This is a genomic window from Candidatus Sulfotelmatobacter sp. (assembly GCA_035504415.1).
In the GTDB taxonomy this organism is placed as follows: Bacteria; Vulcanimicrobiota; Vulcanimicrobiia; order Vulcanimicrobiales; family Vulcanimicrobiaceae; genus Vulcanimicrobium.
In genome coordinates this window covers 290,693-305,027 of the sequence record DATJRY010000012.1, presented here as the reverse complement: position 1 = coordinate 305,027, position 14,335 = coordinate 290,693, and the positions used below count along the sequence as shown (strand labels likewise).

Sequence of the window (14,335 nt, the reverse complement as noted above, 5' to 3'; positions counted from 1 at the left end):
CGTCGCCTCGACGGCTCCCGGCGCCGCGTCGAGCCCGATGTACGGGAGCGGGTTGCCGAAGTCGTACGGAGCGGCCAGCACGGCCGGGATCTTCTTGTAGTTGTAGTACGGCGGCGGCGAGGAGATCATCCACTCCAGCGTGCGGCCGCCCCACGGATTCGGTCCCGCCGGCTTGCCGTGGCGGAACGTCCAGATCAGCATGTTGTAGAGGAAGATCAGCATCGAGAGGGCGAGGATGAACGAGCTGATCGACGCGAACTGGTTCCAGAACGTGTACTGCGGATCGTAGATCGCGACGCGACGCGGCATCCCCATCAAGCCGAGCCAGTGCATCGGCATGAACGTGCCGTTGAACGCGATGAACGTGATCCAGAAGTGGAGCTGGCCCAGCGTCTCGTTGTACATCTTCCCGGTGATCTTGGGCCACCAGTAGTAGAAGCCGGCGAACAGCCCCATCACCGAGCCGCCGTAGAGCACGTAGTGGAAGTGCGCGACCACGAAGTACGAGCCGTGCTCGTGGTAGTCGGCCGGGACCGCCGCCAGGAAGAACCCCGTCAGGCCGCCGCAGGTGAACGTGATCAGGAACGCCGTCGCGAACAGCATCGGCGTCTTCCAGTCGATCGAACCGCCCCACAGCGTGGCCATCCACGAGAAGATCTTCACGCCGGTCGGAATCGCGATCAGCATGGTCAGGATCATGAACGGCAGCTGCAGCCACGGCACCATGCCCGAGGTGAACATGTGGTGCGCCCAGACGGTGAAGCCGAGCAGCGCGATCGAGACGGTCGAGAACGCGACCATCTTGTAGCCGAAGATCGGCTTTTTCGAGAACGTCGGCAGCACTTCGGAGATGATCCCGAACACCGGCAGGATCATGATGTAGACCGCCGGGTGCGAGTAGAACCAGAACATGTGCTGCCAGAGCACCGGCGAGCCGCCGTGGGCCGGGTCGTAGAACGGCACGCCGAAGGTGCGCTCGATGAACAGCGCGGCCAGCGCGGCGCCCAGCGCGGTCGTCGCGACGAACAGCAGCGGGCTGGTGGCCAGCTGCGCCCAGACGAACAGCGGCATGCGGGTGAAGGTCATCCCGGGTGCGCGCATCTTGAGCATGGTCACCGCGAAGTTGATGCCGGTCAGCGTCGAGCTGACGCCCACCAGGAAGATCGCGATGCACCACAGCGACGTGCCGGGCGGCCCTTGCAGCGAGATCGGCGGGTACTCGGTCCAGCCCGCGTCGGGCGCGCCGACCAGGAACGAGCTGAACAGGATGATGCCGGCGACCGGGAACATCCAGAACGCCGCCAGGTTCAGCCACGGGAAGGCGACGTCGCGCGCTCCGATCTGCAGCGGCATCACGAAGTTGCCGAAGGCGCCGCTGACGAGCGGGATGATGACCATCCACACCATCGCCGAGCCGTGCATCGAGTAGATCGCGTTGTAGGTCGCCGGGGTGACGACCGCGCCGGTGGGGCTCATCAGCTGCGCGCGGATGATCTCGGCGAGGAGCCCCGCGATGAGGAAGAACAGGCCTCCCGTGATCATGTACTGGATCCCGATGACCTTGGCGTCGATCGAGAAGATGTACCTGCGGATGAAGCTCGTCGGTTCCGGGTGGATGTGGTCGAGGACCGCGTGATACGGTCCTGTCTTCACTCCGGGGGCGAGAGTCGCCATGTGCGGATCGTCTCCGTTATTTCTTCGAGAGGCTGACGAGGTAAGCGGTCAAGTTCGCGATGTCGGTGTTGTTGATCGCATTGACGGTCGCGCTGGGCATCGTGCCGATGTCTCCGGTGTACCCGTCGTGGATCAGCTTGGCGACGTTCGCCGGCGTCGGGGCGGCGCCGTTGACGAGCTTGGGATGCGCGGGATCGTTGAAGATGTGCCCGAGGCCCGGCCCGACGATCTTCTGCGAGAACTCGCCGGTCGAGTGGCACGCGGTGCACTTGCTCTGGAAGAGCGCCTGTCCGGCACTGGCCGAACCGCTGCTGACCGCCACCGCCGCGCCGGCGGCGCCGCCCGTCGCCGAAGTGCCGGTGGCACCCTGGGCCTTGAACCACTTGGCGAAGTCGGCTTGGCTCTGCACGACCACGGTCCCGTGCATCGCGCCGTGCGCGACGCCGCAGAACTCGCTGCAGACGATGCGGAACGTCCCGGTCTGCAGCGGCGTGATGCGGATCGTCGTGATCAGGCCCGGCACCATGTCGGCCTTGACGCGGAACTCGGGCAGCCAGAAGCCGTGGATGACGTCGCGCGAGGTGATCTGCACCGTCGTGGGCGTGTTGACCGGCAGGTGCAGCTCGCCGCTGACGACGTTCGCCAGCTTCGGATAGCGGAACTGGAAACCGAATTGATAGCCGATCGCTTCGACCGTCAGCACGTCGCCCTGCGTGTTCTGCAGATCGTCCCAGATCTTCACCGAGAAGATCGCCAGGATGATGATCAGGATCGTCGGGATGACGGTCCACCAGAACTCGAGCACGGGCGCGTCGTGGATCTGCACGCCGATGTGGTGCGGCGGCGCATCCTTCGGCCGGCGGAACACGATCCCGAAGTAGATCGTGTAGATCACGACCACGTTGAAGATGAAGGCCGCGACGCAGCCCAAGAAGCGGAACAGCGAGTCCGTCGCCGGTGCCGGCTCGCCGGCGGGGATCAACCCAACCGGCCATGGGCTCGTGGCGGTGAAATAGATCATGATCGCCGACACGACCACGATCAGGGCCGTGATCGGCCAGAAACCGGGGCCGAGGTTGGTCTTCGGCTTGACGACGCGCTGTGCCAACGGATCCTCTCTGGAACGGCCGTGCCGCCCTGCGCGCAGGACGGCTCGACGCCGCCTTTCTGCGCGTAGGTTCGCGATACTTCCGACTTCCGACTATGAAGAAGTGTTGAACGCCGCGCGAGGACTTCTCTCGGAACGAGCCGCCTGCTCGCGTATCGGGAAGGGCAGGCCTGCGCGGGTCAGCCGCGCGGAGCCGCGCTCACGAACCGCCGGACCAGCACGTCGAGGTTGGTGAGCGCCGTCCCGACCACCACCGCGGCGGCGCCGGCCGCGAACGCCGCCCGCAGATCGTCGGGCGTGCCCACCCCGCCCTCGCACACGGCGAACGCGCCGCTGCGCGCGCACGCACGCACCAGCGCGAGCGCCGGCAGCGGGGTGCCGCGCGTCTCCTCGGTGTAACCGCACAGCGTCGTCGCGATCAGGTCTGCTCCCGCGGCGGCCGCGGCCTCGACCTCGGCGACCTGCGCGCAGTCGGCCATGGCCAACGCGCCGGCCGCGTGCACCGCCGCCACCACGGCCCCGACGTCGCGGCCGTCGGGACGCGGACGCCCGGTCGCGTCGAAGGCGACGATCTCGGCGCCGGCCGCGGTCACCTCCGCGATCTCGCGCGCGCCGGCCGTGATGTAGGGCGCGTAGCCGGGGTAGGCGCGCTTGACGATCCCGATCACCGGCACGCCGACGGCGCGCCGTACCGCACCGATGCGGGCCAAACCCTCGACCCGCAAGCCGACGGCGCCGTTGGCGACGGCGACGCGGCCGAGCAGCGCGATCGCCGCGGGCGCGTTGAGCGCCGAGTCGGCCTCGGCTTGGACCGAGACGATCAGCCCGCCGCGCAGCCGCTCGAGGACCGGGTTCACGCCGGGGCGAGCCGCGCGGGACGGCCGAGAGCCGCGTCGTCGAAGGCCAGCAGCGCCGCGCCGGCCGCCGGCTCGTAGAGCGGCTCGACGACGACGGCCTGCGGCACGAGCCGGCCGAGCCGCTCGCCGACCCGGGCCCGGAAGTCCGCGTTGGCGAGCAGGCCGCCGATGAACGCGACCGGAGCCGGCTGGTCCAGCCCGAGCCGGGCCAACAGGGTGGCGGCGAGCTCGGCCAGCGCGTCCGCCGCCCGGTCGACGATCGCCGCGGCGTCCGCGTCGCCGAGCCGCGCCGCGTCGAACACGACCCGGGCGAAGCCGGCCAGCGTTGCCCGCGAAAGCCGGCCCTGGATCGCCGCCGTCGCCAGCGCGCGCAGGTCGGGCCGGTCGTAGAAGGCCAGCGCCGCGTCGCCCAACGGGTGGCGGCCGCCGGCGTCGTCGGTCAGCATCGCGGCCGCCAGCGCGTCGCGCGCGACGGCGAACGCGCTGCCCGCGTCGCCGAACAGGTAGCCCCACCCGCCGATCCGCAGGCCGCGCCCCGCGGCGTCCTCGCCGTACGCGACCGATCCCGTTCCCGCGATCACGACCGCGGCGGGGCGCGCCGGGATCGCCCCGGCCAGCGCGATGGTGGCGTCGTGACACATGCGCACGCTGCCCGCGCGCAGCGTCGGCGCGGCGCCGTCGAAATGCTGGTCCCAGCCCGAGAGCCCGATGCGCACGGCCGCCAGCGGCGCGTCGGCGGCCAGGCCGGCCGCGACCAGCGCGGCCGCGAGGGCGACGCCGACCGCGTCGGCCGCCGTGTGCGAGCCGGGCGGCTCGTCGACGTGCGCGGCCGGCCCGGCCGCGCCGCGACCGACGATGCGCCCGTCTTCTGCGACCACCACCGCCAGCGTCGAGGACTGCCCGCCGTCGATGCCGGCAACGTACCGCATCAGGGTTCCGCCGTCAGCGCGGCCGCGAAGGCGTCGGCCGCGCGTTCGCGCGCGGCGCGGTCGCGCAGGCGCGGGATCTCGCCGATCGCCTCGCGATGGTGATACAGCTCGTGCGCGATCGCGCGATCGATCGCCTCGCGCACCGCGCACGACGAGCCGCTCGGCAGGACGCGCTCGTTGACGCGGATGGTCGGACCGTCCGGATCGTATTCGGCCGTCAGCGTGGTCCCGTCCCACGCGCCCAGATCGGCCACCTCGACGCGCACGCCGTAGTCGGCGGCCAGCCGGCGAACGTCAGGCACGCACCGGCTCGTGGCGGCGCAAGTCGACGCCGTCGGCGATCAGCCGCCGGCGCAGCGCTTCGACGTCGAGCGCGCGCGGCGTCGTCCCGCTGCGCAGCGAGAGCGCCATCGCGGTTCCCGCCGCTTGGCCCAGCGTCATCACCGTCGGCGTCAGCCGCGTCGACGCCAGCGCTTCGTGGGTGGTCGAGATGCAGCGTCCAGCGACCAGCAGATCCTCGATGCCGACCGGCACCATGCAGCGGTACGGAATCTCGTACGAGGCGCCGGGCGGCAGCCGATGCGTCGTCGTGCCGCTGCCGCTGGGATTGTGGATGTCGATCGGATAGGCGCTGCGCGCGACGGCGTCGGGAAACGTGCGCGCGTGCAGGACGTCGTCGGCCGTCAGCGTGTAGTCGCCGACGATGCGCCGTCCTTCGCGGATGCCGATCTGCGTCGCGGTCGCGGCCAGCCGTGCGTTGGCGAAGCCCGGCACGTCGCGCTTGAAGAACGCGACCAGCTGCATGACCTGCGCGCGCGCTTCGATCTCGGCCCGCGTGAGCGAATCGGGGTCGAGCGGGTCGACGTCGACGACGCGCGTCATGTTGACGGTGACTTCGTCGGGAAACGGCGTGGCGAACAACGAGACCAGCTCGCGCGGCACGGTGACCTCGCCGCGCTCGCGCGCCGCGTCCCACAGCTCGTACAGCCCGGCGACCGCCGTCAGCGCGCCGGCGGTGCGCTCGTGCGTCTTGAGCGAGCTGCGCATCTGCTCGGGATGCCGCCGCACGTAGGCCGCCAGCGTCTCGACGTCGACGTGCGAGAGACGGAACATCAGGCTGGCCGGCTGCACACGCCCGCGCGTATCGCCCTGCTGCGTCGGCACGCCCGCGCCGAACGCCACCAGCGCGTCGGCGGTCGCGTCGACGGTGCGCTTGGCACGCAAGCTGCGCACGCCGCCGACGGTGGCGACACGCACCCCCGCGACGCGGCCGCTCGAAACGATCGGCTCGAGGAACCACGCGTGCAGCAACAGCGACACGCCGCTCTCGCGCATCAGGTCGAACAGCAGCGCCTTGTGCAGCTCGGGGTCGAACGGGGTGATCGTCGGGACGTAGTCCGACGCGTCGTGCAGGTGGCCCGGCGATCCGCCGCTGGCCATCAGCCGCTCGACGATCTCTTGCGCGATCCCGCCGACGATGCGCTCTTCGCCGGAATGGAAGGTCATCCACGGACCGACCATCGCGGCGGTGGCCGTCCCGCCCAGGAAGCCGTAGCGCTCAACCAGCTGGACGCGGGCCCCGGTGCGCGCCGCGGCAATCGCCGCCGCGCAGCCGGCGTTGCCCCCGCCGACGACCAGGACGTCGTATTCGCGCATCGCCCGCGAGGTTCGCGCCGCCGCGGGCCGCGTCCGCCCGGCGAGGCGTGCGCTGCGTCCAGCGGAAGCAGGCTGCCGGCTGCGAAGGACCGGGTGATGCGCCGAGCCGACTTCTTGGCCTTCACCGGAGCGACGCTGGCGGGGCCGTCATCGACCCGGCCGCCGTTCGCGCGCGCCTCGGACGCCGACCCGTTCGTCGCGCTCGAGAAGCACGGCGGCGGCCGGCTCGGCGTGGCCGCCCTCGATCTGGGCAGCGCCGCGCGCTTGGCGCATCGCGGCGCGGAGCGCTTCCCGCTCGGCGGCCTATGGCGACTGCCGCTGGTGATGACGGCGCTGGCCCGCGTCGACGCCGGCGACGACAAGCTCGAGCGCCAAATCGCGTTCGGGCCGTCCGACCTCGAGGGCGGCGCCAGCGCGCTGGCGCGCCGCTACCCCGCGGGCGGCGTGCTCACGCTGGGCAAGCTGTGCGCGTATGCGATCGTCTACGGCGACGACACGGCGGCCGACCTGCTGGCACCGCTGATCGGCGGCCCGGCCGCCATCACGGCCTACCTGCGCACGATCGGCGTGCGCGGCATCCGCGTCGACCGATTGGCGCGCCGCCGCCCGCTGCACGTCGACGTCCACGACGAGCGCGACAGCGCGACGCCCGACTCGACGGCGCACCTGCTCGAGCAGCTCGGCAGTGAGTCGCCGCTCTCGGACGAGTCGACGACCCTGCTGATCACCTGGATGCGCGCCACCGTCAACAGCCGCGCGCAGCTACGCGCCGGCGTCCCGGCGGGCTGGACCGTCAGCGACGTCAGCGGCGGCGCCGTGAACCTCGCCGCCGACGCCGGCCTGCTCACGCCCAGCGCCGGCGCTTCGCTCGCGGTGGTGTGCTTCGCGCTCGACTTCGACGGCGTCGGCGACGCGAACGCCGCCATCGCCGCGTGCGCGCGCACCGTCACCGCGCGCTTCGCGCGGACTATGCCCGCTTCGGGACGGTGATCGCGACGACCGGCTCGCCGGCGTCGACGCCGGCCAGCTCGTCGCGCGCGAGCGCCAGGATCTGTGCCGCCTCGCCGAGGCCGGCGAACTCGCCGATGCGCGCGCCGCGCAACACGAACACGTCGGGCAACGCGCGGCCGACGTCGCCGAAGGTCGTCGCATCGTCGACCAGCCCCGGCAGGATGCTCTCGAGCGCGCCCGCGCGCAGCGCCAGAACGGTCGCGCCGGTCAGGGTCAGCCGCACGACGGCGCGTTCGTCGACGATCGCGGCGGCGCGCCCGGCGCCGTAGACGGTCAGCGCGCCCGTCTGCGCCAGCGCGCGCGGCGCGTCCGGCGCCACGTGCAAGTGCGCCGCCGCCGCCGCGCGCCGTTCCGGCTCGGTCGCGAGCACGCCGCTCTGCGCCCCGTCGACCAGCGCGGTCGCGCCCGAGGCGGTCGCCCGCACGCGGTTGCGCGCGGTGTCGACTTCCACCACCACCTCGATGCGATCGGGAGCGGCGCCCGACGCCGTCGCGGCGTCGATCGCCTCGCGGCGAATGCGGGCCAGATCGTCGGCCGACGGATCGACGACGGTGCGTTCGACGACGTCGCGCACCAGCGCCAGCGCGACGCCCAGCGGCGAGATCACCTCGGCGTCGCGCGCCAGCCGGTGCGTCAACCCCAGGCGCTGCGCGGCGTACGGGATCAGCGCCGCCGCGCCGCCGCCGCCGCCGACCAGCTCGACGGTCGCGCGGTCGAGGCCGTAGTCGGCGATCAGCTCGTCGAGCGTCGCGCGCAAGCGTTCCGTCGCGCGGTCGAGGATCGCGCGCGCGACGCCGTCGGCGTCCAGGCCGAGCAGCGGGGCGATCCGTTCGCAGGCCAGCCGCGCCGCCGCGGCGTCGCCGCGCGCGAACGCCGTCGGCGGCACGACGCCCAGCAGGTTGGCCGCGCAGGTCGGCGTGATCGCGATCCGCTCGCCGTTCGCGCCGCGTAGCGCGACGACGCCGTCGGCGAGGTCGGGCACGGCGCTCGCGACGAGGTCGGGCGTGAACGAGGCGTAGCGATAGCCGGCGATGTGCGCCGAGCGCGGGCCGACCTCGACGATCGCACCGTGCGCGACACGCGCCAGCGAACCGCCCGCGACGGCGATCGTGCGCACGTCGAGCGTGCGCAGCAGCGTGCGATGGCCGCCGATGCGCGCGGGCCGCATCTGCGGGCGGCCGCGCACGATCGCCGAGCAGTCGGCGCTCGTCCCGCCGACCTCGACGAACAGCCCGTCGGTGACGTTCTCGTGGAACAGCGCGCCGGCAATCCCCGCCGCGGGTCCGGAAAGCATCGTCAGGATCGGCCGCCGCTCGACCTCGGCCACGTCCATCACACCGCCGTCGCTGCGCATGATCATCAGCGGCGCCGGGATGCGGGCGTTGGTCACCGCGCCGGCCGTCATGCGCGCCGTGCGCAGCATGCGCGGCAGGATCGCCGCGTTGAGCGCGGCCGTGCGCGTGCGCGCGCGCAGCCCGTACTGCGTCGACACCTCGGCGCCGCCGGTCGCCGCCAACCCGGACGCGCGCGCGGCCACGACCAGCGCGTGCTCCGCGTCGGGACGGTCGACCGCGAACGGCGCGCTCACCGCCAACGCCTCGACGCCGGCGGCATGCGCCGCCGCGAGCGGGTCACCGGCGCGCGGGTCGAGCCAGCGCGGCGCGAACCGCACCCCGTCGGCCAGCGCGAACGGCGCGAAGCGCGCGAAGGCGCGCGCCACCGGACCGCCGAGCGGCACGATCCCGACCTGCGCGACGTCGCCTTCGAGCAGCGCGTTGGTCGCCTGCGTCGTCGAGTGCGCGATGAACGCGATCGCGCTCGGGTCGATCGCATGCTCGCGCAACAACCGCTCCAGCCCGGCCACGATCCCGGCCGCCACGCCGTCCGGATGGTCGTGGGTCGTCGGCAGCTTGACCGACGCGACCAGCGAGCGCGTCGCCGCGTCGACGGCGACCACGTCCGTGAACGTGCCGCCGACGTCGATCCCGATGCGCAGCCGCGGAGCGGTCATCCGCCGTCGGCGCCGGTCTCCGCGACGTCCACGAACGTCGCCAACCGCATCGTCACCGTACCGTCGCGTTCGTAGGCCGCGAACACGCTGCGCAGGTCGTTCGCGAGCGCCTCGCCGGCGGCGCCTTCCTTGGGCAGGTACGAGCTGCTGCGCGCCCGCGCCAGCAGGCCGTCGAGATCGAACTCCTGCGCGTTGCGGAAGGCCAGCTCGCGATACGCGTGCCACGCGCGGTAGGAGCCGAACGCGGCCCGCGCGCGCTCGCGGCGCCGCTCGGTGTCGTCGGTCGCGTGGCGGCGAATCGTGGCGCCGTAATCGGCGGTGAACGCGTCGGACTCGTCGCGCTCGTTGTAGACCAGCGCGGCGCGACCCGCCGGCCGCAGGATGCGCGTGATCTCGCGCAGCGCTTCCTCGTGGTCGAACCAGTGGAAGGCCTGGAAGATCGTCACCAGGTCGATCGAGGCTTCTTCGAGTCCGGTGTGCTCCGCGGTGCCGTCGACCCATTCGATCCGCGGGGCCGGCGCCGCGGCGGCGCGCATCGCCGCGTTCGGCTCGACCGCGTAGACGACCGCGCCGCGCTGCGCCAGCAGCCGCGTCGAGATGCCCGTCCCGGCGCCGAGATCGGCGACCGCGACGTCGGCCGCGTCACCGAGACCGTCGAAGAGCGCATCGATCGCGGCGTCCGGATACGACGGCCGCGCGGCGACGTAATCGCGCGCGCGGTCGCTGAAGCGGCCGGTCGGGTTCACCCGACGGTCAGTTCGACCGGGATGTTCCCACGCGTCGCGTTCGAGTAGGGGCACACCTTGTGCGCCTCTTCGACCAAGTGCTGCGCCTGGTCGTGCGGGATGCCCGGCAGCGTGACGTGCAGCGCGACCTGAATGTTGAGCGCGCCGTCCGGCTTCTGCAGAAGGCCGACTTCGGAGTCGATCGAGGCGTCCTTGGGCAGCTCGACGCCGGCCTTGCCCGCGACCAGCCCCAGCGCGCCCATGAAGCACGCCGCGTAGCCGACCGCGAACAATTGTTCGGGATTGGTCCCCTCGCCGGTGCCGCCCATCTCGCCGGGCTTGCGCAGCGTGACGCTGAGCTTGCCGTCGTCGCTGCGTCCTTCGCCGTCCCGGCCCCCGACGACGTGTCCCTTGGCCGTGTAGAAGATCTTCGGTCGTACGTTCATCGCCATAGCGAGCCCCACGACCCGGCCCAGCCGCGCCCGGATTCACTCATGCCAGCGCGGCCGCCAGCTCGTCGTAGAGGTACGTCATCGTCTCGATGCCGCCGAAGAATTGGTGCAGATCGAACTTCTCGTTGGGCGCGTGGATGGCGTCGTCGGGGAGGCCGACGCCGATCAGCACCTGCGGCAGGTGCAGGATGCGGTCGAAGGACGAGACCGGGCCGATCGTGCCGCCCGTGCCGATGAAGACCGGCGGCTTGCCGAAGCCGCGCTCCATCGCGCGCGCGGCCGCCAGCACCGCCGGATGGTCGCGCGAGGTTTCGACGGCGCGCGTGTCGCCGTGCGCTTCGACCTCGACGCGCACGCCCTTCGGCGCCACCCGCTGGACGAAGGTCGAGACCGCGTGCTTGATCGCTTCGGGGTCCTGATGTGAGACCAGCCGCGCCGACAGCTTGGCGCGCGCGAACGAGGGGATGATCGTCTTCGAGCCGGCGCCCTGATAGCCGCCGTACATCCCGTTGACCTCGAGCGTCGGCCGGAACCACATCCGCTCGAGCGGCAGGCGCGCGTTCTCGCCGGCCAGCTCGGGGACGCCGAGCGCGTTCGCCTCTTTGCCCGGATCGAACGGCAGCGCGGCGATCTCGGCGCGCTCGTACGGCGCCAGCTCGCGCACGTCGTCGTAGAAGCCCGGCACCGTGACGCGGCCGTGTCCGTCCTTGAGCGCGACGAGGATCTGCGCCAGCGCCTCGAGCGGGTTCTTCACGACCCCACCGTAGTAACCCGAGTGCAGGTCGCTGGTGGGACCGTGCACGGTGATCTCCCAGAACACCATCCCGCGCAGCGAGGTCGTCAGCGACGGCACGTCTTCGGCGAACACCGCGGTGTCGGAGACGACGACGACGTCGCACGCCAGCCGCTCGCGCTCGCGGGCCAAGAACGACTCGAAGTTCGGCGAACCGATCTCTTCTTCGCCTTCGATGACGATCTTGACGTTGAGCGGCAGCCGGCCGTTGAGGCGCAGGTGCGCTTCGATCGCGGCCAGGTGCATGAGGTTTTGCCCCTTGTCGTCGACGGCACCGCGGCCGAAGATCTTGTCGTCGCGCACCTGCGCGTCGAACGGCGGCGAGATCCACAAGTCGAGCGGGTCGACCGGCTGCACGTCGTGGTGGCCGTAGATCAGGATCGTCGGCGCGCCCGGTGCGCCGAGCCACTCGCCGTACGCGACCGGATGGCCGCCGGTTTCGAGCACCTCGGCGACCGGGAGCCCGGCCGCGCGCATCCGCGCGACGGCATGCTCGGCGGAACGCCGCACGTCGGCGGCCCGGTCGGGCTGCGCGGAGATCGAGGGGATCGCGATCCACTCGCGCAGCTCGTCGAGGTAGCGATCGTGGTTGGCTTTGACGTGCGCGATGAGGGCGTCGGCGTGGGGTGCGAGCATGGCGCTCACTTCGCCACGCCGGCGCGATCCTCTATCGCGGCGCCGGCCAGTCGGGGTGCAGCATGTAGGCCGGCGCCGCGGTCGGGGCCGGGGCGGGCGCCGGCGCGTCGGCGAGCTCGCTCTCGCGCGGTTGGTCCAGGTCGATGCGCACGCGCAGCCGCCACGCACCGATGACCAGGGAGAAATGCGTTGCCAGCAGGGTCATGTTCAGGCCTCCCGCGTCACCCAGAGCTGGACGGACGCGACGAGTGCGACGATGGCGATGACGGCGGCGACGAGGGCGCGCCAACCGACCGAGAGGCCGACGACGCTCGCGTCGGCGTTGTGGTGTTCCGAGCCGCCCAGGCTGCCGATCCACGTCAACGGGCTCACGTACTCGAGCCCGACCAGCGGCAGATGGAACGGGGCGGGCAGCGGCAGATGCGCCAGTCCGGGGACGAGGAACATCGCGGCCCAGATCGCGCCGGCGAGCACGCCGCCGCGTCCCGTCAAGCGTGCCGACCCGAGCCGAATGTACGCGTAGAGCATGAACGATCCCGACAGGACGATCGCGATCGTTCCGGCCGAGCCGCTATCGAACCAGAGCCGGTTCGCCACGCCGACGAAGGCGGCGATGAGTACTTCGCCCGCCAGCACGATCAAGTACGCCAACAGCATCGCCACGGCGTCGACCGCGAAGTAGCGCCAGGCGATGGCGGTGCGTGTCGCCGGGCGGGTCCAGAGGATCGCGAGCGTGGTGCCTTCGGCGCTGATGTTGCCGCCCAGGAAGGACGCAGCGATCAGCGGTCCGATGCCGCCGATCGCGAGCAGCCACGTCATCGGGATCGCGCTCGGGCGATCGACGTGACCGTGACTGCTCAGCAGGCTCCAAACGGCCAGCACGACCTGCAGCGCGACGATGGCCGCGATCCAGAACAACAGGCGGCGCGCGCGCAGCACTTCAACGTAGGTCATTCGTGGAGTCCTCCGTCGTCGACGGCGTCGAGGAACAAATCTTCGAGGGAGCGATCGAGCACGCGCACGCTGACGGCGCCCAGCGCACCCAGCCGTGCGGCGACCGAATCGGCGCGGCCGTTCGCGTGCAGTCGCACGCTGGTGCCGGCGCGCTCGACTTTCATCTCGCCCAACGCGCTCAAGTCGGGCGGCGTACCGTCGAAGGTCGCTTCGACGACGCGCGAGGCTTCGCGCAGATCGTCGAGCTCGCCGGCGACGACGATCTTGCCGTCGCGCATGATGGCGATGCGATCGGCGGCGCGGTCGACCTGTCCGATCTGGTGCGAGGAGAGCAGGATCGCGGCGCCGGACGTCGCCGCGTCGACGAACAGGTCGAGCACGACGCGCTGCATGACCGGATCGAGACCGCTGGCCGGCTCGTCGAGAATCAGGATGTTCGGCCGCGTCGAGAGCGCGACGATCAGCGAGAGCGCCGTCTGCTGGCCTTTGGAGAGCTTCTTCGCCTTCTTCTTGGGATCGAGGCGGAACGTCGCCAGCAGCTCCGAAGCGAACGCGGCGTCGTAGCGCGGCTGCGTCCGGCGCGCGAATTCGAGATGCTGCGCGACCGTCAGCCAACCGTAGAGCGCGGGGCGCTCCGGGACGTAGCCGAGGTGCTCGAAGGTGTGCGGCGTCAACGGCTTGCCGTCCAGGCGCACCTCACCGGAATCCGGCGTGGTGAAGCCCAGCAGGCAGCGGAACGTCGTCGTCTTGCCGGCGCCGTTGCGTCCGAGCAGCCCGCAGACCGAGCCGGCCGGCACGTCGAGCGAGACGTCGTCGGCCGCGAGCACGCCGCCGTAGCGTTTGGTGAGACCGCGAACGGCGATCATGCTTCTTCCTCCTTGGTGCGATCTTCGGGATACCAGCGCGTCACGGACGCGTCGACGATGGAGCGGAGTTCATCCTGGGTGAGGCCCAGCGCGCGTGCTTCGCGCACCGCCCCGTCGAGGGCACTGGTGGCGACGTCGTTGGCGGCGCGGCGCGCCTCTCCGAGCGCACCGTCCTCGCGGACGAACGAGCCGCGTCCGGGCGCGGTGGCGATGACGCCGTCGCGCTCGAGGTCCCGGTACACCCGGGCCACGGTGTTCGCGTTGAGCTTGAGGTCGAGGGCGAGCCCCTTCACGGTCGGCAGACGCTCACCCGGCGAAAGGGCACCCACCGCGATGGCTCGCTTGATTTGTTCGGCGAGCTGCACATAGAGCGGGGCGCCACCGTGCGGGTCGACCGAGAAGAAGGCGGGCGGCAAGACGGTTACAGCGTGACGCCCCAGCCGCGGAAGAGCGAGCCGTCGCGCGGCGTGCGGATCAGGGTCGGACCGACGGGGATCGGGCTGGGGGCGGGGCGGCGGACCGGGCGGGTGCTGTCCATGATGTCTCTCCTGCGCTTGCGTTCGTGTGAGTCGTATTAGTTGAACTATCTGAACTAGTTATACTAATCCGACTAGCACAAGTCAAGAGGTCCGCCGCGAAATTTTTCGGCGCGGGACGGCCCCC

15 protein-coding genes are annotated in these 14,335 nt (G+C 71.6%); 1 reads left to right on the top strand and 14 read right to left on the bottom strand.

The window, feature by feature from the left end; translation table 11 throughout:
- The 6 genes from VMD91_11170 to VMD91_11145 all read right to left on the bottom strand — a co-directional run.
- Positions 1 to 1,674: cbb3-type cytochrome c oxidase subunit I (locus tag VMD91_11170; GenBank protein ID HTW84621.1), on the bottom strand; the 1,674-nt coding region annotated here is incomplete at its 3' end.
- Between the two features lie 16 nt (positions 1,675 to 1,690).
- On the bottom strand, positions 1,691 to 2,782 hold the full coding sequence (coxB, locus tag VMD91_11165) for a cytochrome c oxidase subunit II (GenBank protein HTW84620.1): 1,092 nt from the start codon (positions 2,780 to 2,782) through the stop codon (positions 1,691 to 1,693).
- A 179-nt stretch (positions 2,783 to 2,961) separates the two neighbouring features.
- Positions 2,962 to 3,639, bottom strand: coding sequence for a putative N-acetylmannosamine-6-phosphate 2-epimerase (locus tag VMD91_11160; GenBank protein ID HTW84619.1), 678 nt, complete (start codon positions 3,637 to 3,639; stop codon positions 2,962 to 2,964).
- Positions 3,636 to 4,568, bottom strand: a complete 933-nt coding sequence (locus tag VMD91_11155; protein HTW84618.1) for a BadF/BadG/BcrA/BcrD ATPase family protein — start codon at positions 4,566 to 4,568, stop codon at positions 3,636 to 3,638. The genes VMD91_11160 and VMD91_11155 overlap by 4 nt, the downstream gene beginning before the upstream one ends.
- On the bottom strand, positions 4,568 to 4,870 hold the full coding sequence (locus VMD91_11150) for a hypothetical protein (protein HTW84617.1): 303 nt from the start codon (positions 4,868 to 4,870) through the stop codon (positions 4,568 to 4,570). The genes VMD91_11155 and VMD91_11150 overlap by 1 nt, the downstream gene beginning before the upstream one ends.
- A complete protein-coding gene (locus VMD91_11145; protein HTW84616.1) occupies positions 4,863 to 6,224 on the bottom strand; it encodes an FAD-dependent oxidoreductase in 1,362 nt (453 codons plus the stop codon). Before VMD91_11145 ends, VMD91_11150 begins: the two co-directional genes overlap by 8 nt.
- 96 nt (positions 6,225 to 6,320) lie before the next feature.
- On the opposite strand from VMD91_11145, the gene VMD91_11140 reads away from it, so the two are divergent.
- Positions 6,321 to 7,214 (top strand): serine hydrolase, encoded by an 894-nt coding sequence (locus VMD91_11140; protein HTW84615.1) that lies wholly within the window; start codon positions 6,321 to 6,323, stop codon positions 7,212 to 7,214.
- Here the strand turns inward: VMD91_11140 and VMD91_11135 are convergent.
- Genes VMD91_11135 through VMD91_11100 form a run of 8 tightly spaced genes read right to left on the bottom strand, consistent with a single transcriptional unit; the run spans position 7,192 to position 14,088 of the window.
- Positions 7,192 to 9,246, bottom strand: a complete 2,055-nt coding sequence (locus VMD91_11135) for a hydantoinase/oxoprolinase family protein (protein ID HTW84614.1) — start codon at positions 9,244 to 9,246, stop codon at positions 7,192 to 7,194. The two genes, VMD91_11140 and VMD91_11135, sit on opposite strands and share 23 nt — an antisense overlap.
- The gene (locus tag VMD91_11130) at positions 9,243 to 9,992 is read right to left on the bottom strand and encodes a class I SAM-dependent methyltransferase (protein ID HTW84613.1); all 750 of its coding nucleotides are present in this window, start codon (positions 9,990 to 9,992) and stop codon (positions 9,243 to 9,245) included. Before VMD91_11130 ends, VMD91_11135 begins: the two co-directional genes overlap by 4 nt.
- Entirely contained in the window at positions 9,989 to 10,417 is a 429-nt protein-coding gene (locus tag VMD91_11125; GenBank protein HTW84612.1) for an organic hydroperoxide resistance protein, read from the bottom strand. Before VMD91_11125 ends, VMD91_11130 begins: the two co-directional genes overlap by 4 nt.
- Before the next feature lie 46 nt (positions 10,418 to 10,463).
- Complete coding sequence (locus VMD91_11120) at positions 10,464 to 11,852, bottom strand: dipeptidase (GenBank protein HTW84611.1); 1,389 nt, start codon at positions 11,850 to 11,852, stop codon at positions 10,464 to 10,466.
- Between the two features lie 31 nt (positions 11,853 to 11,883).
- Entirely contained in the window at positions 11,884 to 12,057 is a 174-nt protein-coding gene (locus VMD91_11115; protein HTW84610.1) for a hypothetical protein, read from the bottom strand.
- 2 nt (positions 12,058 to 12,059) lie between these two features.
- Positions 12,060 to 12,806, bottom strand: a complete 747-nt coding sequence (locus tag VMD91_11110) for a hypothetical protein (protein ID HTW84609.1) — start codon at positions 12,804 to 12,806, stop codon at positions 12,060 to 12,062.
- Positions 12,803 to 13,672, bottom strand: a complete 870-nt coding sequence (locus VMD91_11105; GenBank protein HTW84608.1) for an ABC transporter ATP-binding protein — start codon at positions 13,670 to 13,672, stop codon at positions 12,803 to 12,805. Before VMD91_11105 ends, VMD91_11110 begins: the two co-directional genes overlap by 4 nt.
- A complete protein-coding gene (locus VMD91_11100; GenBank protein ID HTW84607.1) occupies positions 13,669 to 14,088 on the bottom strand; it encodes a GntR family transcriptional regulator in 420 nt (139 codons plus the stop codon). The genes VMD91_11105 and VMD91_11100 overlap by 4 nt, the downstream gene beginning before the upstream one ends.
- Positions 14,089 to 14,335 lie beyond the last annotated feature (247 nt).